Source organism: Mesorhizobium sp. M0119 (assembly GCF_040322615.1).
Classification (GTDB): Bacteria; Pseudomonadota; Alphaproteobacteria; order Rhizobiales; family Rhizobiaceae; genus Mesorhizobium.
In genome coordinates, this window is record NZ_JAMYTU010000052.1 from 1 (window position 1) to 21995 (window position 21995).

A 21995-nucleotide genomic window follows, 5' to 3' on the forward strand; every position below is an offset into this window, starting at 1 on the left:
CCTCTTTTCTACCCCACCCCCACCCCAACACCTCCCTCCTCTCCGCCGGGTGGGATCTGATTTTTTTACAAGAGACAGACCGCCCGCTGCCGCGCGCCGGCGGGCAGGCCGGCACCCCCGTCTTCGGTCCGGAATATGCCGACAATTCCGACGATTTCGCGCGGCTGTTCTTCCGTACTTATTTCTCGCGGCTTGATCCCGGCACGATCCTGGTCCTCGACGATCTGCATCGTGCCGACGCGCCAGGCTTCCGCCGGACGCTGGCGATCCTGTTGCGCGAACGCCCCAACACCATCCGCTGCATCTGCACGTCGCGGATGCTGCCCGAGGGCGATGTCGCCGACCTCGTGCTGTCGGGACAGTTGCCGGTCCTCAACCAAACGCTGCTGGAGTTTTCGCCTGCGGAGGCACGCAACCTCGTCGCCGCCCGCTCGCAATCGCCGTCCGAGGTCAGCGACATTTCGGAGGCGCGCGGCTGGGCGGTGGGCCTTCTCCTGCTGGCCAACGCCGGAATGTACTACCCGCTTTCGCAGACCGGCCTTGCCGGAGGCGCCGGCCTTCGGGAGATTGTCGGACGTTATTTCCTGCGCGACATCGCGCCGGAGGACCAGGATCTGCTTATCAGGCTCAACCTTCTGCCGGAGATCAGCACCGAGCTTGCCGATGCGTTCCTTGGCTCGCCGCAGGCTGCTCGCCTGCTGGTGCGGCTGCAGCATCGCCAGCTGCTGATCACGCGCGACGGTCCGGGCGGCGCCGCCTTCCAGCTGCATGACTTGTTGCGCGAATACCTTGCCGGACTACTGGACCGGCGCGTGACGGAAGCGGACCGTTCCAGGCTGCGCGAGCAGGCTGCAAAGGTCCTGCACGAGGCAGGCAAAACCGACGCGGCAATCGTACTGGCGTTGCAGGCGGGCGCCTGGCCGCTGGCACGCCAGCTCATTCTGGTGTGCGCCAACGGCGTTCTCTCGCAAGGGCGCCGGGCCAGCTTCGTCGAATGGTGCAACAGGCTGCCCCCCGACCAGATGGACGGGTGGGTTCATTATTGGCTGGGCGTAGCCTTCGCATCGGACGATGCGAAGGCCGAACCGCACTTCTCCAAGGCATGGCAAGCATTCGAGAACACCGACATGCGCGGCCAATGCCTGACGGTCGCGCGGGCGGTCGTGGTCAAGACCGCCAGCTGGCGTACGCATGAGGGGCTGGCGGATTGGACGCGCCGAGCCTCACAGCTTCTTGCCAAGGGATTGCCGGAGTTGGATCCGGAGGAACTCATGATGGTCAGGCTCGGCATCCTGCGGGCCGTCGATTTCGCCGAACCTGGCGAATTCGACGCCCATGACGCGAAGCGCCTCGTGAATGATATCCAGCAGCGCCTGACACGTCTGCCGATCGAGGATTCGGTCGAGTTGCGCCTGCTGGCAAGCGAAGCGCTCATCGACTACGCGACCTCGTCGGGGCAGCGCGACATTTTTGCCAATGCCGTGGACAGCGTTGCCGCCGATCTCGAACATCCGGATATCCCGCCGCTGGTGCTCGGCATGTGGCTGGTGTCCTTTGGCTCGGCCAGCGGCCGTTACTTCTCCTATTCGCGGCGCGGTTTTGTCTATGCCTCGGCCGAGGATGCGTTGCGACGCGCAACGGCGATAGGCGAGCAGCATGCCTTGCGGGGCGTCGAGTTCAGCGCCCTCTATCAGCTTCAATTGCTGATGAAGCTTCACAACAGGTTCTCGGAATTCAATGCGCTTGTCTCCCGGCTGGGCGAGATCGCGGACAGCAGGTTCACAACCCAGGTCGCTGTAGTCGCCGACTGCCACGCGGCGATGCACACGCGCAACGGCGACTTCGCCAAGGCTTATCTCGACTGCGATGCCTTCATGGATGCGATCGAGCGGGCGAATGAGCCGATGATCGAACGCTGGCCGCATTACGTCACCAAATACCAGGTCCTGCTGGCCGACCGGCGTCCGGCGGAGGCCATTGCGCTACTCCAGGAGATCGTCGAAAGGCTGAGCGGCGGTCCTCGCCAGCGCGTCGAACTCAACATTCTGGCCGCTCAGGCCCTGGAGCAGAAGCGGAACGGCGGCGCGTCCTATGGCACTCGTCTGGCTGAATTCATGAAGGCGTTGCGCCAGGTCAACCCCTCCGCAATCCTGCTCAACCTGCCGGACTTATTGGCCGATCTGGTCGCCGATGCGCTGGAGCGAAAGATCGACATCGATCTCTGCCGCCGCGTCGTTCGGGCGCGATATCTGGTCCCGCCCGTTGGCCGACCCGCCCAGTGGCCTTGGCCGCTCAGGATCCACTTGATGGGAGGCTTCCGCCTCGAAATCGATGGCGCCGAGGTCGCGCCCGGTGCCAAACCCACCCGCGCGCTCGACATATTGCGGATTATCTGCCTGTCGAGGGACCAGGTCTGTTCGGTGGAAACCCTGCAGGATTGGCTCTGGCCCGACCTCGACGGCGACCAGGCCAAAGCGGCCTTGGAGCAGGCGCTGCATCGTCTGCGCAAATTGCTCGGCCAAGGTGACTTCGTGACGCTGAGAGAAGGCCGTTTGCGGCTCGCGGCCGACAAGGTCTGGATCGATCTGCAGGATTGGCAAGACCGGCTGAAACCCGTCCTGTCGGGCCAAAGAGACAGCGCAATCGAGGAGCAGGAGATGCTGCTGGAAGGCTTTGTCGGCCCGCTTTTCTCGAATGGCCCGACGCCCGCCTGGTCGAACGCCGCGGCCGACCGGGTGCGGGACGGGTTTGTAGAGCTTGCCGTGCGGATCGCCAAACACTGGCAGAGCCAAGGCAACGCAGATCGGGCACGCCAGACGTGCCGGCGTGCGCTCGATTTCTACCCGGAATCGGCCAAACTCCATGGCGCGCTCATCCAGGAGAGCCTCTCCAGGAACGACCATGCCGGCGCCGTCGAGGATTACCGGCACTATGAACGCGCGCTCGCTTCAGCCGGCGATGACGAGCCCTCGCCTTTGCTGCGTTCGCTTGTACGCCCGCTTCTCTAGACCGGTTCATCGTTTCACGGAACGCCGAACCGCTCTATCTCTTTATTTTTGCGCAATTCCCTAGGGAAAACGCTACGCGCTTTTCCCGGGAAAACCGTTTCACATTTTTCCGGGAATTGCTCTAGCGCAGCTCGGAACTCCGTAAGCCATCCGTAAGTCGCGGTCTGGGAACCTCGGCCCGTCGATCAAAACCGATCGCCGGGGGCCTGAAGCCCCCGATACCAACACTCACAGGAAGGAAAAGGTCATGCCGTATACTGCCAAAGCAACTTCGAGAGTGCGTGCCGGCGCCATCCGCGCTGGAGCCACAAGACTTTCCGACCAGCTCAGGATCGGGCCTTGGTCGCTCCTCTCGCCCGAAGCTGTCATACAGCAAAAGTACAACTCCCTTGGCGGCGCCGGCTTCGCCGAGATCGACACGAAGGACACTGGAAAAGCCTGGTATCTCAAGAACGGCTCATGCATTTGTTACAACGATGCCATGCACGACGCCTTTGAGATCCATGGCGAAATCTACAGGAAGTGGATTGCGCTTGGCGGTCTCGCGTGGGGCATTCCCTGCACCGACGAAACCGGAACTCCCGACGGCGTCGGCCGATACAATCACTTCAACAACAATACCGCTTCGATCTACTGGACACCGAACACCGGTGCTCAAGCGATTTGGGGGGCAATTCGCGGCAAATGGGCAGCAATGGGCTGGGAGCGCTCTGTTCTCGGCTATCCGGTCACCGACGAAACCGGAACTCCCGACGGCGTCGGGCGCTACAACCATTTTGCCAATGCCGGCTCGATCTACTGGACACCGAACACAGGAGCCAACGTGGTGTACGGTGACATCCGCAAGAAGTGGGAGAGCCTGGGCTGGGAACAGTCATATCTGGGCTATCCCACGACCGACGAGACCGAATTTGCCGATGGTGGCCGTGCCAATCTGTTTGAAAACGGTGGCATATACTGGTGGCCCGACACCGGCGCGATCGACCTTCGAGATGTCGTCGTCCACTATACCGGCCTCCATTGCTTCGGCGAGACCGACTGGGATGGGGGATCGAGCGCGGACGAGCCCTATGTCATCGTCAGCGTGGCAACGCCGCAGATCGCCGACACCAAGCGCAGCCAGGTCTACGGCGACGTCGATGCCGGAGATACAAGACCCGACCTTATGGAAATCTATCGAGGCAAGCCCTACGGCATCAATATCGGTACGGTGCTGATGGAAAATGATTTTGGCGATCCCAACAAATACAAGGACGAGGTGCAGAAGATCGTCATGGGCGTCCATACGGCCGGTACGCTGGCTTTGGGCCTCATTCCGGTGGCAGGACCTATCATTGCCGCCATAGCCGGCCCGGCCCTGGGATCCTTGATGCCATCGATCGGCGGCGCCATCAGCGATCTCTTCGATTGGGGCGATGACAGGATCGGGAGCGCGACAGTGACCATCTCCGCAAAGCAGATGGTGTTGCTCGCGGCACGCACGAACAATACCACCTTCAGCGGGATCGGGTTCAAAGTGGAAACGCCCCTGATTTCCGGCGATGGGGCTTCCTACAAAGCCTATTTTGGCTTTGTGCCTGCCTAGGCCAATCGCCCCGGCAAAAAAGCTTGCCGGGACAATCAACTTACCAGCCCCGCCTTCCGTTGGCGGGGCTGACAGTTCGCGACTGAGAGATTTATTTCCGTAGCGGTCGACGCAAGGCTCGGTCCAGATGCGGCAGCGCCGATCAGCATAGCGGGCAAGCTGTCGTTGCCCACCCCCCCGCACAGCCCTTAGCGCCGCCATAAACGCGGCTCCTTCGGCCGGAACGATGGAGACCGCATTAAGTGCAGTCACCTCAACGACGCGGCCGCAGCCAACGAGGCCGAGCGGGACCGGCGGAAACCGGATCAGGCGGTGCGCAACCCGACGCCATGACAGCCGACATCAATCAGATGGAAAGAGAACGGTGACAAGAGCGGGCATGCATCACACCAGCCCGCGCTTGGCCATCATCGCTTCCGGGGAAGGCATCTTGCCGCGGAAGGCGGTGTAGAGTTCTTCCGGGTCCTTCGAGCCGCCGGCGGCGTAGATGTTCTTGCGCAACCGTTCGGCCAGCGCCGGGTTGAAGGGATCGCCTGTTTCCTCGAAGGCGGCGAAAGCGTCGGCGTCGAGAACTTCCGACCACATGTAGGAATAGTAGCCGGCCGAATAGCCATCGCCGGCAAAGATATGGCCGAAATGCGGGGTGCGGTGACGCATGGCGATGGTGTCGGGCATGTTGAGCCCTTCGAGCGTTTCGGTTTCGAAACGAAGCGGCTCCTGCGGCGCGTCCCGTCGCGCATGGTAGGCCATGTCGACCAAGGCCGAGGCGGTGAACTCGACCGTGGCGAAGCCGGCGCCGAAAGTGCGCGCCGCCAGCATCTTGTCGACCAGCGCCTTTGGCATCGGCTTGCCGGTCTTGACATGCAGCGCATGTTTTTCCAGCACTGTCGGTACCGTCAGCCAGTGTTCGTAGAGCTGCGAGGGCAGCTCGACGAAATCGCGGCTGACCGAGGTGCCACCGACCGATGGCCAGGTGACGTCGGTGAGCATGCCGTGCAGCGCGTGACCGAATTCGTGGAACAGGGTCTTGGCCTCGTCGACCGACAGCAAGGCTGCCTCGCCGGCCGGCGGCTTGGCGAAATTCATGATGTTGTAGATGACCGGCTTGGAGCCATCGCCAAGCTTGTAGCCGGATTTCAGCGCGCTCATCCAGGCACCGGAGCGCTTCGAGGGTCGCGCGAAATAATCGGCAAGGAACAGGCCGCGCTCGCCGCCGTCGGCATTCTTCACCACGAAAACACGTGCATCCGGATGCCAGGTGGCAATGCCCTGCTTTTCCTCGAAAGAAATGCCGAACAATCGCGTCGCCACATCGAAACAGGCCTCGATGATGCGGTCGAGCTGCAGATATGGCTTCAGCTCGGCCTCGTCGAAGGCGAATTTCTCGGCGCGCAGCTTCTCCTGGTAGAAGCGCCAGTCCCAGGCGGCGAATTTCTCGTTGCTGCCGGCCTTCGCCGCCAGCCACTGCAATTCGGCCTGGTCGCTTGCGGCCTTTTCCACCGCCTTTTCCCAGACCGGATCGAGCAGCGCGTGCACCGCCTCCGGCGTCTTGGCCATGGTATCGTCGAGCTTCAATGCGGCGTAGGAAGGGTAGCCGAGCAGCTTCGCCTTCTCGGCGCGCAGGCGCAACATGTCGCGCACCACTTCCGTGTTGTCGGTGGCGCCGCCATTCTGACCACGCATGATGAAGGCGCGGAACGCCGTCTCGCGCAGGTCGCGGCGTTCTGAGAAGGTCGAGAACGGCTCGTAGATCGACCGCGACAAAGTGACGGCGTAGCGGCCCTTCTGGCCGCGCATCTCGGCGGCTTCCGCCATCGAGCTTTTCAGGAATTCCGGCAGGCCGGCAAGATCGGCCTCATCGAGGAACAGCGCCCAGTCGCGCTCGTCGGCAAGCACGTTCTGGCCGAAATTGGTGCCGAGCGACGACAATTCCTCGTTGATCGAGGCCAGCCGCTTCTTGCCTTCGGCGTCGAGCCTGGCGCCGGAGCGGACGAAGTTTTTCCAGGTCTTTTCCAAGACCCGCAGCGTTTCGGCATCGAGCTTCAAAGCCTCGCGGCGCTGATAGAGATCGTCGATGCGGGCAAACAGTCGCTCATTCATCGAGATCGCCGAGAAATGCCGCGACATCTTTGGCGAAATGTCGCGCTCCAGCGCCTGGATCGCCTCATTGGTGTGGGCGCCGGCGCGGCACCAGAAGATCGACGAGACATGGTCGAGCGCCTCGCCGGCAAGCTCAAGTGCGGCAAGTGTATTCTCGATGGTCGGCATCCCGGTGTTGCCGGCAATCGCCTCGATCTCGGCTTCATGCGCCTTCAGGGACGCGTCGAAGACCGAAAAAAAATCGCCGTCGCCGATGCGCGTGAAATCGGGCAGGCCGAGCGGCCCTTGCCATGCGGTCAGCGGATGGGCGGCGAGGTCGACGGTGGACGGCATGGGCAAACTTTCGCTGAGTGGGAGGTGGATCGTCACCGATGTAAGGCGGCGGCCGGCTCCACGCAACAGCGCCTGGTAGTGCTAAAGCGTGGCCACATGGTGCTGCGAGTATCTTTCGAGCCGAATTCAATGCCTACCAAGATATTATCTTGTAACATGCATTTTATTTCGACTGAGGCTTCCACTCGCATCCTGACACCATCCAAAGGAACTTTAATGAGAGTAGAATTCCATGGCCTCACCTTCGACCTGCCTGCCGGATGGGTAGACATAGCCGGCGATCTTCCTGAGGGATCGCCACCTACCTTAGCCAAAGAAACGGACGGCTGCGGCGCGATTCAATTCTCAATTGCGAAGTATCGTGGCGGAGAAAAACCAAACGTAGACTTTAACGCTCTGAGAACGTTTATGCTCCAGTTTTGTCAGAATAATTCCATAGATGCAGGGAATATCACAAAGAACGAGTCCGAATGCATAATCTCTGTTGGCGTATTGTCCGACACCGATGATCAATTGTTGTCTGCCTGGTATTTGTCGAATGGGAACGATGTTGTATTCATGACATACCTTGGTATTGCTAGTGATACAGATTGCCTGAAAGAATTGGACGTTGCCCGAGCAATCGTGTCGTCTATATCGTTTTAGAGACCTCGATATTGGGTGGAATTACGGGAACTACGATGACAGTGCGCTTTTTAGACGCGAAATAACATCGGCAATTCCAGCGCCCGTCACCAAAAAAGCCCTGGGCGGAAAACTCGGTCAGTAGCCGTCGCAGTTTTCGGCGATCGCGGCTTGCGAACTGGCGGTGATCTGGTCGTTGGCGACTGCAAAGGTCTCCTGCATCAGCATGTCGTTGCTGGGAAAATCATAGCAGGCGATCACAGTGGTGACGCCGCCCTCGGTCTTCTCGATCCGGTGGCGGATTTCGGCGCCGGCGACGGCGCCCTGCCACTCGGCGATCGAGGCGATGAATTCCTGCTTGCTTTGCACGACGCCGAGGTCGTCGAGCTTGATGCGGACGTTGTCGGCGAGCAGGTCCGATAATTCGCTGCGGTCGGCGACGAGCAGTGCCGAATACCAGCGGTCGATAATCGCGCTATCGTCGGCGCGGGAGACATTTGCCGAGCACAGCAGTGCTGCCGCCGCAAACGCGATCCGAATTCGCGTCATGCCCTGCTCCTACTCCATCTCCGGCCGCTCGAAATCGCCGGTGTCTTTGTTCATCACCCAAAGCTCGCCGGTCGAAATATCGAACCAGGCACCGTGCAGCGACAGTCGCCCCTTGCCTTCGAGGATCGAGACACAAGGGAAGGTACGCAGATTGGCGATGGAATAGCGGATCGAGATGCGCTCCAGGGCCGTCTGGCGCTCGGTTGCGGTCATGAAGGTGCTCGACGATACGGTCTCGGCCGCCGGCGCGATCAGGCTCATCCATTTGCCGATGAAATCACCCGGCGACAACGGCGCGGCCGTGGTGTCGAGTGCTGCGCGGATGCCGCCGCAGCGGCCGTGACCCATCACCACGATGTTCTTGACCTTGAGGCTCTGCACGGCAAATTCGAGCGCCGCCGATGTCGAGTGGAACTGATCGTCGGGCGCATAGGGCGGCACCAGATTGCCGACATTGCGCAGCACGAACAACTCGCCCGGCCCGGCATCGAAGATCGCTTCGGGCGCAGCGCGGGAATCGCAGCAGGCGACGATCATCGTTTCCGGTGCCTGGCCCTCCCGCGCCAGCGCACGATAACGCCCGCTTTCGGTGAGATACCGACCACTCATGAAGTTGCGGTAGCCGGTGAGAAGATGCTCGGGAAGGTGAGGCATGGGCAGCGGTGGGAGCCTTTCCGGGTTAAAGGCACGGTTCAATCCCTAAAGGCTCTAGCGCATCGGCCCGAAAATCGGAACCGATTTTCGGAAAGCGAGATGGCGTGGTTTCGACGTGCCAGCCCGTACTTTGCATACAAGCGAACGAACGCCGCCATTAATCGGCCTCAGAACCGCAGTTTGGCGCCGGCGCGCAGTAGAAGCCAGTAGAACAAGCCTGTCGCGCCGATCGCGAGCAGCATCGCCAGGAAGAAGCCGCTGGGGCTCTCGGCAAACGGCAGCCCGCCGGTGTTCATGCCGAATATGCCGACGATCAGGGTGCCCGGCAAAAGCAGCGCGCTCATCACTGCCAGCGCCTTGAGGCTGCGGTTCGATTCGTCGGCAAGCTCGGCCGCAAGCTCCTCCTGCAGCAGCCTTGCACGGTCGTTGATCATGACGACCTCGCGGTCGAGCCGTTCAAGGCGCGCAGCAAGCCGGCGCAGAACTTCATGTGCGCCGGCGGAAAGGTTCCAGGCGGAACGGTCTTCATCCTGGAAAAGCGCTGCCAGGGCCGAGATCGGCCGATGCAGGGATACGGCAAGGCGGCGCACATCCTTCAGCTGCCGTCTTTCGTCGGCAAGCCGCTCGGTCACGAGATGATCCTCGACTGCATCCAGCCGCTTCGTCGCCGCGGCGAGCCGCAGGCTGGTGGTCTTGCAAAAAGCCATGACCAGCGTTTCGAACAGCTCGAATGCCGAGCCTGGCCGCAGCCCCGCGGCAAGGGCAGTGTGCACTTCCTCCACCGCCGCCAGCGGATGCCGGCGGCCGGTGACCAGCAGCCGCTCCGAGACCGCAAAATGCAATCTGCCGATGGTCGTCGACTGATGGGCGATCTCGCCATGCAGATCGGCCGAAATGCCGTGGACGACGCCATTCTCATGCGCCAGCACCAGGCTGTCCTCATGTCCTTCGAGGATTGCATGAGCCGACGCCGGCAGCGCGCAGGCATGGCTGACCCAGGAATGGGCGCGCCGGTCGACAAGGTCGACATGCAGCCAGACCCAGCCGTCCGCTGAGGCCAGCGCGGCCTCTATGTATCGGGGCGCCAGCGGTTCGGGAGCTTTGCCGGGCGCGGCACGATAGGCCCAGACCAGCCCGGGAGCATGATGCTGATCGTCCGCGGCAAGCAATGTCAGATGCGATGCGTCATTCATGGCCGCCGCCGAAACGAGGCACGTTCAGATGATCCAGGCGGCGCCGGGGCCGGCGCCGCGACATTCCGGTCAAACCCTGTCCCCCGCTCAGAACACCTGGCGGAAGATGACGAACAACACGAAGGCAAGACAGATGGAGACCGGAAGGGTCAGTATCCAGGCCATCAGCATGTTGCGCACCGTCGACCATTGCAGGCCCGAGCCATTCGCCGCCATCGTGCCGGCAACGCCCGACGACAGCACATGAGTGGTCGAGACCGGCAGGCCGAGATAGTCGGCCGATGCGATCGTCGCCATCGCGACAAGCTCGGCGGACGCACCCTGGCCGTAGGTCAGATGGCTTTTGCCGATCTTCTCGCCTACGGTGACGACGATGCGCTTCCAGCCGACCATGGTGCCGAGGCCGAGCGCCAGCGCGATGGCGACCTTGACCCAGAGCGGGATGAACTTCGTCGCGTTATCGACGGCCTTATGATAGGTCGTCACAGCCTTCAGGTCGTCTGCCTGCATCGGCAGCAGCTTCTTCTTGTCGATCAGCTTCAGCGTTTCACCGATAAGATAGATGTTGTTGCGGGCGTTGCTGACCAGCGTTGTCGGCAGCTTTTCCACGGACGGATAGGGCGACAACATGGCGCTGGTGTCGTGGATGAAGCTCTGCAGGGCAGGCGTGGTCTCGTCCTTCCAGGTCTTGGTGCGAACGGCGTCACCTACCGCGGTCGCCGCGTCGGTCACGGCGACGCCGGGCTTGACGTATTTGCCGAGTACCGTTTCGACCTGCGTCGCCGCGGACTTGTAAGCTTCGAGATAGTTCACGTCCGGTGTGCGGTTGAGCGCGAAGGCGGTCGGCACCACGCCGATCAGGATGAGCATGATGAGGCCCATGCCCTTTTGCCCGTCATTGGAGCCGTGGGCAAAGCTGACGCCGGTGCAGGTGAAGATAAGCAGCGCCCGGATCCACAGTGGCGGCGGCGCGCTCGACTTGGGCGCCTCGTAGAGCTCGCGGTTCCTGACCAGCAGCTTCATCACCAGAAGCAGCAGCGCAGCCAGGCCGAATCCGACCAGCGGCGAGATCAGAAGCGACAGGCCGACATTGGACGCCTGTGACCAGTCGACGCCGCTGGTGACGGAGCCGGCCGGGGCCATGAACTGGTTGGCGAGACCGACGCCGATGATTGAACCGATCAGCGTGTGCGAGCTCGAGGCAGGCAGGCCGAGATACCAGGTTCCGAGATTCCACATGATCGCTGCGACCAGTAGCGCGAAGACCATGGCCAGCCCCGCGCTCGATCCGACCTGAAGGATCAGTTCGACCGGCAGCAGCGATATGATGCCGAAGGCGACCGCCCCGCTGGCGGTAAGCACGCCGAGGAAGTTGAAGAAGCCGGACCACATCACCGCAAGCTCGGCCGGCATGGAATGCGTGTAGATCACGGTTGCCACCGCATTGGCGGTGTCGTGGAAACCGTTGACGAATTCGAAGCCGAGCGCGATCAGCAGCGCCAGGCCAAGCAGGATCCACGGCACCGCGACGGTACTGGTCAGGTCCTGGCTGAGCGCGTAGCCGACATAGGCAAGGCCGCCCAGAATGATAACGGCGAAGGCCGGCAGAAACCATTTTCCGGTGCTGTTCGGCCGATCGAGCGGATGCTCCGGCCTTGGAATTCCTGCTTCGCTTGAAACAATATCGACCATTCCCCACTCCTCTTGCGTTGCAGCAAAGAACGGGAGGACGCTAGGTCCGCACAATGAAGCCTGTGTGACGGCGGGGCACTTTGAGGCGGAGCAGAGACTGCAGGACGTGGTTCCTGACCTATTCCGCGATCTCCAGCAGGGTCGATATCAGCAGCCGGCGCTCTTCGGCGGAGAGAATGTCCGAACCGAACAGGTTCATGCTGCGAAGCCCTTCGATGGCGAGGTAGCACACGAGCAGCGCCCTGAGGTTCGGCGTTTCCTCCTTTAGCCGCTCGAACACCTGCCGCCTGAACGATTTTATCGGCGTCAGGAAATCGGGATCCTCGGCAATCGCCGAAAATATCCAGGACGCCGACGGTTTCGTTGCCTCGGCATGCTCGGCCGAAAGCCTGATATAGGCCGCAAGCGGGCTCTCGCCGCTGACGCCGTTGGTGCGGGCGGCCTCAAGCGCCTGTCGGAACGCGCTAAGATAATCCTCCACCAGCGCTTGCATCAATTTCGCCTTGGTCGGGAAATTGTAGAGAAGACCGCCCTTCGACACGCCGGCACGGCTGGCGACCGCATCCAGCGACAGGCTGCCAGGACCCGTCTCGCGCGCCACGGCGGCGGCGGCAGCGAGAATCTTCTCGCGCGAATTTGCTCTGCGGGCCTTCATCAAGCGTTCCCCATTCATTAGCTTAGGCGGAATTGACAAGACCGTCCAGACGGTACAGTAAGATCGCCGTCATTTGAAATTGGGACCAGTCACAGGTATGTGTTCCGGTCGTCCGACCGTTATGCTGGGCCATGGCCGAGAGGACTGTTCGTGATCAAGCGCTTCATTATCGCCTTCATTCTGCTCGTGCTGGTGTGCGGCGGCATCGTCGGCTTCAACCTGTTTCGCGAAAATGCGGTCAAACAGTTCTTCGCCACCATGAAGCCGCCGGCCGCGACCGTGTCGACGGTCATCGTCAAACCGATGTCCTGGACGCCCGGCATCGAGGCGATCGGCACTGTCAGTGCCGTACGCGGCGTCGACCTGACTGTCGAAACCGCGGGCATCGTCAAGGACATCCTGTTTCATGCCAATCAGAAGGTCGCCGCCAACGCCGTGCTGCTGCAGCTCGACGATGCCGTCGAGCGAGCCGACCTCGTTGCGTCGAAGGCGCAAGCCACATCCGACCAGACGACGCTGATGCGCGCCCTTGAGCTGCAGAAGCGCGGCGTCGGCACCGACGCTACACTCGACACGGCGCAGGCGGCAGCGTCGGTCTCCGCTGCGCAGGTAAACAAGCTGCAAGCGGTGCTCGACCAAAAGCAGTTGACGGCGCCATTCAAGGGCACCGTCGGTATTCCGAAAATCGACCTTGGCCAGTATCTCACACCCGGCACCGCCGTGGTGACCTTGCAGGACATGGATACGATGCGTGTCGATTTCACGGTGCCGGAGCAGCAGCTTCCGCAGCTGAGGATCGGACAGACGGTGCGGCTCGGCGTCGGCGGCGGCGACATGCCGTTCGCCGGCAGCATCCGCGGTATCGATCCGAAGATCGATCCGACGAGCCGGCTGGTGACGGTGAGGGCGGAGGTCGGCAATCCGGAAGGCAAGCTGACGCCCGGCCAGTTCGTCCAGGTGCGCGTCGAACTGCCCGAGGAGAACAACGTGCTGGCCCTGCCGCAGACGGCACTGACCTCCAGCCTGTACGGTGACTTCGTCTTCGTGGTGCGCCCGGCCAAATCCGCCGAAACCAACGGAGCGGCTCCCGAGGCAAAGCCGGAAGAAAAGTCAGCGGCAGATGCTGCCAAGCCCGCAACCGAAGCACCCGCGGCAAGACCCGAAGAAAAGCCGGCCGCTACCCCAGCCAAACCGGCAGCGGAAGACAAACCGGCAGCGGAAGAACAGAAGCCGCAGCTCGTGCTCGCCCAGGTGTTCGTCAAGCCAGGCCGCCGCAAAGCTGGCTTGGTCGAGATCCTGGAGGGCATCGAGCCCGGCGACGAAGTCGTTACCGCCGGCCAGAATCGGCTCTCCAACGGCATGTCCGTTGCCGTCGACAACACGATCGATCCGAGCAAGCCGGGGAACCAGCAGGCAGCCCAGCAATGAGCTTTTCCGACCTCTTCATCCGCCGCCCGGTCCTTTCGACCGTGCTTGCCTGCATGATCCTGCTTTTGGGTTTTCAGGGCATCTTCAACCTTTCGATCCGGGAGTATCCAGAGGTTGAAGAAACGGCCATCACGATCACCACGGCCTATCCCGGCGCCAGCGCCGACCTGATCCAGGGGTTCATTTCCGCGCCGATCGCGCGTGCCGTCGCTTCGACCGAAAACATCGATTATGTCACGTCGGCGAGCCGGCCGTCATCCAGCACCGTGACGGTGCAGATGAAACTCGGCTCTAACCCCGACGTCGCGCTGAACGAAGTCTTATCGAAGGTGCAGAGCGTTCGCGGCGATCTGCCGGACGAAACCAAAGACCCGGTGATCGTCAAAGGCACCGGCCAGCAGTTCGCAATGATGTACATCTCGATGCAGAATCCGAACATGACGCCGGAACAGCTCACCGAATATATCGAGCGCGTCGTGCGGCCGCGCATGTCGACGGTCGAAGGTGTCGCCGACGTGCAGATATTCGGCGCCGCCGAGTATTCGATGCGTGTCTGGATCGACCCGATCAAACTGGCGGCGCGCGGCGTGACGGCGGCGGAAGTGCTGACCGCCATCAACGCGTCGAATTTCCTCTCCGCGCCCGGCGATACCGAAAACGAATATGTGGCTTCCTCGATCACCGTTCGCTCGACGCTGCAGACGCCGGAGGCTTTCGCCGCTCTTCCACTCCGTTCGAAAGACGGCAATGTGGTGAGATTGCGCGACGTGGCGCGCGTCGAACTCGCCGCGGCGAACACCGACACCAGGGTGAGCTTCAACGGCAAGCCCGGCATCTTTCTCGCCATCTTTCCGACGCCGGCCGCCAATCCACTGACCACCGCGGCGGCGATCCACAAGATTGTGCCGACGATCCAGGAGACGCTGCCGCTCGGCATGACGATCGAGATCGTCTACGATTCGACCGAGCAGATCAGCGCGTCGATCGAGGAGGTGTTCAAGACCATCGGCGAGGCGGTCGCCATCGTCATCGTTGTCATCCTGCTCTTCCTCGGCTCGTTCCGTTCGGTGCTGATGCCGATCGTGACCATTCCGCTGTCGCTGATCGGCGTCTGTTTCCTGCTGTTTTCTTTGGGTTATTCGATCAACCTTTTGTCGTTGCTGGCCATGGTGCTGGCGATCGGACTGGTTGTCGATGATGCCATCGTGGTGGTGGAAAACATCCACCGCCACATGGAAGAAGATGGTTTGTCGCCGATGCAGGCGGCGTTCAACGGCATGCGGGAGATCTCGTCCGCCGTCGTCGCCATGACGATAACGCTGGCCGCCGTGTTCGCGCCGCTGGCCTTCACCGGCGGCCTGACAGGCGCACTGTTTCGCGAATTCGCGGTGACGCTTGCCGGCTCTGTGGTCCTGTCGGGTGTCGTTGCCCTAACCATCACGCCGATGATGTCGGCACGCATCCTGAGGGCCGGCTCGCACAGCCGTTTCCAGCGCATTGTCGACAATACGTTTGGTCGCGTCGAACACATCTATGAGCGGCTGGTCACCGGTTCGTTGAACTATCGCCCGGTGACGCTGATGATCGTCATCGCACTGGTCGCCACGACCGGCTTCATGTTCACCAAGACCTCGAGCGAACTGGCGCCGGAAGAAGACCAGGGCTTCTTGCTGTCTATTGTGAACGCGCCGCGCTATGCGACGTCGGACTACACCGAGACCTATGTGAACCAGATTCTCGGGCTGGTGAATGATATCCCCGAAACCAGGGCGCGGTTCTCCGCCGTCGCGTTCCAAGGTCCGACGAACAGCGCTTTCGTCGGCTTTGCGTTCAAGGACTGGGCCGAGCGCGCGCGCAGCTCGAAGGAACTTCAGGAAGACATCACCGCCCGCCTTGCCAAGGTTGCGGGCGTCGAAGCTTTCGTCTTCGCGCCGCCGACGCTGCCCGGCTCCGGCGGCGGCCTGCCGATAACGATGGTCGTGCGCTCTACCGGCGACGCCTCGCAGGTGTACGAGGCGGCCGAAGACATCAAGAACAAGGCGCAGGCCTCCGGCCGCTTCATCGTCGTGCAGAATTCGATGACCTTCGACGCACCGGAAGTGACGGTGACGATTGACCGCGATCGCGCCGCCGCGCTCAACCTGCCGATCGCCGACATCGGCCGGACGCTGACCCTGTTGGTCGGTGGCGCCGAGGTGGCGCAATTCGACCGCGAATCCAACAGCTACGACATCATCCCGCAGGTACCGCAGCAATTCCGCGACAATCCCGAAAAGCTGGGGGAGTATTTCGTGCGCAGCGTGTCGGGCGAGATGGTGCCGCTCTCAGCGGTGGTGAAGATCTCGACCAACGCGTCGCCGGCCGCCATCGAGCAGTTCAACCAGTTGAACTCCGCCACGATTTCCGCTCTGCCATTGCCCACCGTCACCACCGGTGACGGGCTGAAGACCATCGAGGACATCGCCAGGGAAAGTCTGCCCGACACGTTCTTCATCGACTATACCGGCCAGTCGAGGCAGGAGAAGCAACAGGGCTACACGATCATCATCGCCTTCGCGGCGGCTGTGCTCGTCATCTACCTGGTGCTGGCGGCGCAGTTCGAAAGCTTCCGCGATCCGTTGATCATTATGATGGCGGTGCCGCTCTCGATCTTCGGCGCGATCGTGCCGCTTAATATCGGGCTCGGCACGCTCAACATCTATACCCAGGTCGGCTTGATCACGCTGATCGGCCTGATCACCAAGCACGGCATCCTTCTGGTCGAGTTCGCCAACCAGCAGCGTGAAATGCACGGCATGCGGCGGCGCGATGCGATCATCGCGTCCGCCAAGGTGCGGCTGCGGCCGATCCTGATGACGACGGCGGCGATGGCGCTCGGCGTGGTGCCGCTGATCATCTCCAGCGGCGCGGGTGCCGCGGCACGCTATTCGATGGGCCTGGTGATCTTCACCGGCATCCTGGTCGGAACCATGTTCACGCTGTTCGTGGTGCCGATGTTCTACACCTTTATCGCCAACAAGGACCTGCCGCATCACGCCGAAAAGCCGGATCCGAAGCTGATGCCGGTAATGCCAGATTAGATTCCGCTAAGAAAGAAGGCCGGATCTCCGGCCTTTTTGAGAGCGACGAGAGGCATCGCTCATTTGACGATGACGATGCTGGTGTTGGCCGGGCCGAAGACCTCGACGAGCTGGTAGAAATCGGCGGCGTTGTCCGGATGCAGACGCACGCAGCCATGCGAGGCTGGCCGGCCGAGGCGCTTGATGGCGCTTGTCGCATGTACGGCGTAGCCGCCGCTGAAGAACACCGAATGCGGCATAGGGGCGTTGTCGTATTTCTTCGAATACCACATTTCATGCATGCGGGTCGGCTTGAACGAACCGGTCGGCGTAACGTGCGTCCTGTCGCCGGTCGAGACCTTCCAGGCGAATGTCGGCCGGCCGTCGACCAGGATTTCCATGGTCTGCTGCGATAGCGACACACGCGCGACGATCTTGTTGGCGGCGGCGTGGGCTGCGCCGTTGCCGGCACTGACAAGCAAGGCAGCAGCGGTGATGACGGCGGCGGCGATGTTGATGAGCTTGGCGGAAATGGCAGTGCACATGATGTCCCCCTTATTCTGCCGGTCGGGGCCGGCTCAATTCGATGACCGGCTTATCGGGGCGTCATGTTTCAAGCCGATTTCGCTAGATGCTCGTTTGTGTTTCGATTCTGTTTCCCCTGGTTAACAGAAAGAGTCCGGCCAATCGGCCCTCCGTTGCGTGACGTCGTCAGGAATATGTTGTGTTTGCGTGAGGAGGATCGGCCAAACCGCGGCACGAATCCGCGATTGCCTTTCGTTTGAGAGGAATTCAACTGACTCCGAAACCGAGCTGCAACAAAGCGCGACCTCGGCGGCATGATCCGGATACAGCGCACGGGCAAAGTTGACCTAACGAAAACAGCGGGCAACGAACGATCGGAAGCCAACACTGTTTTCGCTACGGTCTGGATTGTCTGGACAGTTTCCAGCCTGCGCGTCGACCGGCTCAAGCCCCTCTGGCGGGGGCGGCTTAGGGCCGTTGAGGATGCGCGGCGCCTCCGGCAACTTGCAGCCGAGAGGACCGAAGGCCCGCGCCCCAACGGGGGGCTCCGCTGGCGGGGGGGGCGCTTCGGGGGTTCCCCTGAAGTGCCCGCAAATTCCAATTTTGAGGAACGAACAGGATGAAAACGAAATTCGCCGCTTCCGTGCTTTCCGCCCTGCTCTACGTGCAGGGCCTGCTCGGCATTGCCGGCCTCGCCACCGTGCTGCTGAAGGAACGTGCCCATGCCGGCGAGGTCAGCACGAACAGTGATATGCCGTCCGGCCTGTCGCTTCTCGCGGTGCGCTGAGGAAAGAGCATCGGACCCCAAGAGTGGAAAACCGGTTTTGGGAAAATCCGATGCTCAAGACAAAAGGGTGGCCGTCCTGCCTTTAATCGACGAATTGCGTCGGCGGATCGAACCGATAACCCGCACCCCGTATGGTGGTGATGGTTGCGGTATCGAGCTTGCGGCGCAGCCGCACGATGCGCGAATCGATCGACCGGTCGAAGGCTTCGGCATTTTCGGCAGGCGCGGCGGCGATGATGTCGTCCCGCGTCAGCACCTTGCGCGGGCTGGCCAGGAACAGCCTGAGCAGCGCCACCTGCCCGGGCGACAGCTGTTCTTCCGCGCCCGAGCGGTGCATGACGATTGCCGATCGGAGATCGACGGTCGCGTTCTCCAGCACGACCAGTTCCCCGGCGCTCCTGCCGCGCCGAGCCAGAAGGCCGCCGACGCGAGCGGCAAGCTCCCTGACATTGAGCGGGCTTTCGACGACGTCGGCGGCGCCGAGTTCGAGCGCCAGAACCTTGTCGACCAGATCGGCCGGGCGGCAGATCAGGATGAAATCCGGTCCACCTTCGCCGCCATGTCGCCTGAGCAGGTCGCGCCCCTCCGCCTGGCTGACGCTGTCGCCGACAACCACGACATCGATACCCTTTTCCGAAAGCAGCGATTCGGCTTCCCACGGCTGTCGCGCCGCGCGGACGTCATGCCCGCGCCGCTCGAGATGATCGGCGAGATCGGTCGCGATTACTTCAGCGACGGAAACAAGCGCGATGACGGATCGTGCAGCCATGTTTTTCTACCCCGCATGCGGCAACCCAAGAAGAGTGCTGGACATCATGTTTATACCCAATCTACTTTCCGCTGAAAGCGGGAGCGAAAGCATCGTGCGGGCACGAATTGTCATTGTCGAGGACGAGCCCGACCTGAGGGACGCGGTCGCCGAGTATCTCGGCGCCAGCGGCTATGATGTGGCCACGGCCGAAAGTGCGGCGGCGGCACGCGACCTTTTGGAAACCCAGTCTTTCCATCTGGCCATTCTCGACATCGCCATGCCGGGCGAGGACGGCCTGTCGCTCGGCCGTTGGATGCGGTCGAAAATGCCGATCGGCATCATCTATGCGACGGCGGCCGGTACCGCGCTCGACCGCATCGTCGGACTGGAACTCGGCGCTGACGATTACATCGTTAAGCCTTACGAATTGCGCGAAGTGCTAGCCAGGGTGCGCAGCGTGCTGCGTCGCGTTCCGGAGCCGACCGAGCCACAAAAGGCCAAGGCTGAAACATCCGGCGGCCGCCGGTCCGTGAGCTTCGGCGTCTTTCACGCCGATCTCGACGGCAGGCTCGTCACCGGCGCCAACGGTGCGGTCATCGACATGGCCAAGAGCGAGTTCGACGTGCTGGAGGTGTTCCTGACGCGCGCCAACCGGCTGTTGACGCGGGCGGCGATCTCCGAGGCGATCGGTTTCGTCGAGGACCCGGAATCGTCCCGTGCCGTCGACATCCGCATCATGCGGCTGAGAAAGAAGATCGAGGCGGATCCGGCCAATCCGAAATTCCTGCGCACGGTGCGCGGCGAAGGCTATATCTTCTCGCTGCCAGCCGGTGAAAACAACTAAGGCCCGGCGGCTTGAGCAAGCCACAGCCAGGAAATGACGGCTGACCATGACGGCTGAAACAACACGCGCGGACATGCAGGGCGCCAGGCAGGGCGCGGCGATGGCGGCCGTGCATGTGGTTCGCCGGCTGCGCGAAGCCGGTGACTGGCAGCGCGAGATGGAGGGTATTCTCCAAACGCTTTGCGAAGCCATGGATTGTCACCGCGGCATCCTGTTTCGCCTGCGCGAACTGCCCGGCCAGGGCTTCGCCCAGTCGGTCGCCGCTTATTGGATCGCCCCCCGGTTTGGCGGCGAGCTGGCGTCACCGACCGTCATCATGCAGTCGGTCGTCGATTCGGACCCATTGCTGGAACGGCTGGCGGAGGACGAGCGTCAAGGCAAGATCTTCGCCGGGCACACACGCGATCTCGAAGGCTTTCTGCGGACCGATTTCGAAAAGCAGAACATCAAGTCGTTCCTGTCGGTGTCGGTCTTTTCGCACGGCAATTTGTGGGGCACGCTGGCGGTCAACGACTGCGTTAACGAACGCGAATGGACCGACCAGGAAGAGGCGGCGCTGCACATGGTGGCACTCGCCATCGGCGATGCCATCGAACGGTCGCCCTCCGACGCGCATGCCAGCGACGTCATTCGCCGCACCATGCTGCAGGCCTCGCTCGACGCCATCATCGTCATCGACGAGACCGGCTCGATCATCGAATTCAATCCGGCCGCCGAGAAGATGTTCGGCTATCGACGCAGCGATATCCTCGGCAAGGACCTGCTCGACACGGTCGTGCCGGAATATTACCGCAAGGGCTATGCGTCGGGCGCCGAATACATGTCGGGCCGCGGCGCGCCGATGGTCGGCCAGCGGCTCGAAACGGTCACCCAGAATGCCGCCGGCGAGGTTTTTCCGATCGAGCTGACGGCAACCGAGATGCGGGTCGCCGATCGCCATCTGATCTTCGGCTCCATCCGCGACCTGCGCGACAGATTGCGGGCTGAGGAGGAAATCAACCGCCAGCGCGAAAAACTGCACCAGAACGAGAAGATGGCGGCGATGGGCTCGCTGCTTGCCGGCGTTTCGCACGAGCTCAACAACCCGCTGGCCGTGGTTGTCGCCCAGTCGACGCTGTTGCACGAATTCGCCGCCGATCCGCAGACCAAGGTGCGCGCCGAAAAGGTACGCGCCGCCGCCGAGCGCTGCGGCCGTATCGTCAAGAGCTTCCTGTCGATGGTCCGCCTGCACCCGGCCGCACAGGCCGAAACCGACCTCAACCAGGTGATCCGCGCCGCACTCGAAGTGACCGCCTATGGCGCACGGTCGAGCGGCATCATCATCGATACCGATTTCGCCAGCGGCCCGCTGCTGGCGATGGCCGATGCCGACCATGTGACGCAGGTGGCCGCCAACTTCCTCATCAACAGCCAGCACGCCTTGGCCGGCATTGCCGGCGACCGCCGGATCAAGGTCCGGACGTTTCGCAGCGACCGCGGCAATCCCGGATTCTCGGTCGAGGACAACGGCCCAGGCGTGCCGGAAGCGATACGCTCACGCATATTCGAATCCTATTTCACCACCAAGCCGGTCGGTGTCGGTACCGGCATCGGCCTGTCGATCTCGAAATCGATCATCGAGCGGCACAATGGCAATATCTGGTTCGAGGAGGTTTCGCCGAGAGGTGTGCGCTTTGTCGTGCAGCTGCCGGCGATCGCTGTCGGCGCGGCCGCCGCCGGCGAAGCTCCGTCACGGTCGAGCGGCCTGCGTCACGCGCTGATCATAGACGACGAGCCGGATGTCGCAGCGTCGCTGTCCGACATTCTGGAGCTGATGGGCATCAAGTCGCGGATCGTGCCGGCCTGGGTCTCGGCCGCCGCGACGCTGAGCGGCCATGTGCCGCCGGACATCGTGTTTTCCGACTTGCGCATGCCCGGCACCAGCGGCATAGCCGCCTATCGCGAGCTACTCGCCGAAATGCCGGGTCTGGCGCGGCGCTTCGTGCTTGTCACCGGCGATCTGATCGGCGCGAAAGGCGAGATCGAGGCGCTGCCGGCGCCGCAGCGGCCGCCAATCCTCGAAAAACCGTTCAGCACGCTGGATGTGCGTGGCGTGCTCTCGGCCATTGCCGAGCAGGTCGCTCTGGGCGGCTAGACTCCGCAATTTCTCCCCGGAAGAAAAAAGGCTCCCGGCCGACATTGCGGCGGGAGCCTGACTGGAGTGCTGGA

General features: G+C 62.2%; 16 protein-coding genes. 8 read left to right on the top strand and 8 right to left on the bottom strand.

Features of this window, described 5'->3' with window-relative positions; translation table 11 throughout:
• Together NKJ40_RS28200 and NKJ40_RS28205 are read left to right on the top strand one after the other, a co-directional pair.
• On the top strand, nt 1-3008 hold a 3008-nt coding region (locus NKJ40_RS28200; RefSeq protein ID WP_352468859.1), incomplete at its 5' end, for an AfsR/SARP family transcriptional regulator.
• Nucleotides 3009-3255: 247 nt separating this feature from the next.
• A complete protein-coding gene (locus NKJ40_RS28205) occupies nt 3256-4593 on the top strand; it encodes an LGFP repeat-containing protein (protein ID WP_352468860.1) in 1338 nt (445 codons plus the stop codon).
• Nucleotides 4594-4977: 384 nt separating this feature from the next.
• Here NKJ40_RS28205 and NKJ40_RS28210 read toward each other — a convergent pair whose 3' ends face one another.
• Nucleotides 4978-7032: a M3 family metallopeptidase gene (locus NKJ40_RS28210; protein ID WP_352468861.1), complete on the bottom strand. Its 2055-nt coding sequence runs from the start codon at nt 7030-7032 to the stop codon at nt 4978-4980.
• Between the two features lie 210 nt (nt 7033-7242).
• On the opposite strand from NKJ40_RS28210, the gene NKJ40_RS28215 reads away from it, so the two are divergent.
• Nucleotides 7243-7671: a hypothetical protein gene (locus tag NKJ40_RS28215; RefSeq protein ID WP_352468862.1), complete on the top strand. Its 429-nt coding sequence runs from the start codon at nt 7243-7245 to the stop codon at nt 7669-7671.
• Nucleotides 7672-7788: 117 nt separating this feature from the next.
• Here NKJ40_RS28215 and NKJ40_RS28220 read toward each other — a convergent pair whose 3' ends face one another.
• From NKJ40_RS28220 to NKJ40_RS28240, 5 genes are all read right to left on the bottom strand, one after another.
• Nucleotides 7789-8199: a nuclear transport factor 2 family protein gene (locus NKJ40_RS28220; RefSeq protein ID WP_352468863.1), complete on the bottom strand. Its 411-nt coding sequence runs from the start codon at nt 8197-8199 to the stop codon at nt 7789-7791.
• A 9-nt stretch (nt 8200-8208) separates the two neighbouring features.
• Nucleotides 8209-8853 (bottom strand): carbonic anhydrase, encoded by a 645-nt coding sequence (locus NKJ40_RS28225; protein WP_352468864.1) that lies wholly within the window; start codon nt 8851-8853, stop codon nt 8209-8211.
• A gap of 167 nt (nt 8854-9020) precedes the next feature.
• Nucleotides 9021-10046 (bottom strand): transporter, encoded by a 1026-nt coding sequence (locus tag NKJ40_RS28230; RefSeq protein WP_352468865.1) that lies wholly within the window; start codon nt 10044-10046, stop codon nt 9021-9023.
• Nucleotides 10047-10133: 87 nt separating this feature from the next.
• Entirely contained in the window at nt 10134-11738 is a 1605-nt protein-coding gene (locus tag NKJ40_RS28235; protein ID WP_352468866.1) for an inorganic phosphate transporter, read from the bottom strand.
• Nucleotides 11739-11856: 118 nt separating this feature from the next.
• Nucleotides 11857-12393 carry a TetR/AcrR family transcriptional regulator gene (locus NKJ40_RS28240; RefSeq protein ID WP_352468867.1) on the bottom strand — a complete coding sequence of 179 codons (537 nt, stop codon included), beginning with the start codon at nt 12391-12393 and terminating at the stop codon, nt 11857-11859.
• Between the two features lie 150 nt (nt 12394-12543).
• On the opposite strand from NKJ40_RS28240, the gene NKJ40_RS28245 reads away from it, so the two are divergent.
• Complete coding sequence (locus tag NKJ40_RS28245; RefSeq protein WP_502903775.1) at nt 12544-13821, top strand: efflux RND transporter periplasmic adaptor subunit; 1278 nt, start codon at nt 12544-12546, stop codon at nt 13819-13821.
• Nucleotides 13818-16901 (top strand): efflux RND transporter permease subunit, encoded by a 3084-nt coding sequence (locus NKJ40_RS28250; protein ID WP_352468868.1) that lies wholly within the window; start codon nt 13818-13820, stop codon nt 16899-16901. Before NKJ40_RS28245 ends, NKJ40_RS28250 begins: the two co-directional genes overlap by 4 nt.
• A gap of 59 nt (nt 16902-16960) precedes the next feature.
• Here NKJ40_RS28250 and NKJ40_RS28255 read toward each other — a convergent pair whose 3' ends face one another.
• Nucleotides 16961-17425: a L,D-transpeptidase gene (locus tag NKJ40_RS28255; protein ID WP_352468869.1), complete on the bottom strand. Its 465-nt coding sequence runs from the start codon at nt 17423-17425 to the stop codon at nt 16961-16963.
• 599 nt (nt 17426-18024) lie between these two features.
• Between NKJ40_RS28255 and NKJ40_RS28260 the strand changes: the two genes are divergently transcribed.
• On the top strand, nt 18025-18192 hold the full coding sequence (locus NKJ40_RS28260; RefSeq protein ID WP_352468870.1) for a hypothetical protein: 168 nt from the start codon (nt 18025-18027) through the stop codon (nt 18190-18192).
• A gap of 82 nt (nt 18193-18274) precedes the next feature.
• On the opposite strand, the gene NKJ40_RS28265 is transcribed toward NKJ40_RS28260, so the two are convergent.
• Nucleotides 18275-18961, bottom strand: coding sequence for a winged helix-turn-helix domain-containing protein (locus NKJ40_RS28265; RefSeq protein ID WP_352468871.1), 687 nt, complete (start codon nt 18959-18961; stop codon nt 18275-18277).
• Between the two features lie 46 nt (nt 18962-19007).
• Between NKJ40_RS28265 and NKJ40_RS28270 the strand changes: the two genes are divergently transcribed.
• Both NKJ40_RS28270 and NKJ40_RS28275 read left to right on the top strand, forming a co-directional pair.
• Entirely contained in the window at nt 19008-19787 is a 780-nt protein-coding gene (locus tag NKJ40_RS28270) for a response regulator (RefSeq protein WP_352468872.1), read from the top strand.
• A gap of 46 nt (nt 19788-19833) precedes the next feature.
• Nucleotides 19834-21921 (top strand): PAS domain S-box protein, encoded by a 2088-nt coding sequence (locus NKJ40_RS28275; RefSeq protein WP_352468873.1) that lies wholly within the window; start codon nt 19834-19836, stop codon nt 21919-21921.
• Nucleotides 21922-21995 lie beyond the last annotated feature (74 nt).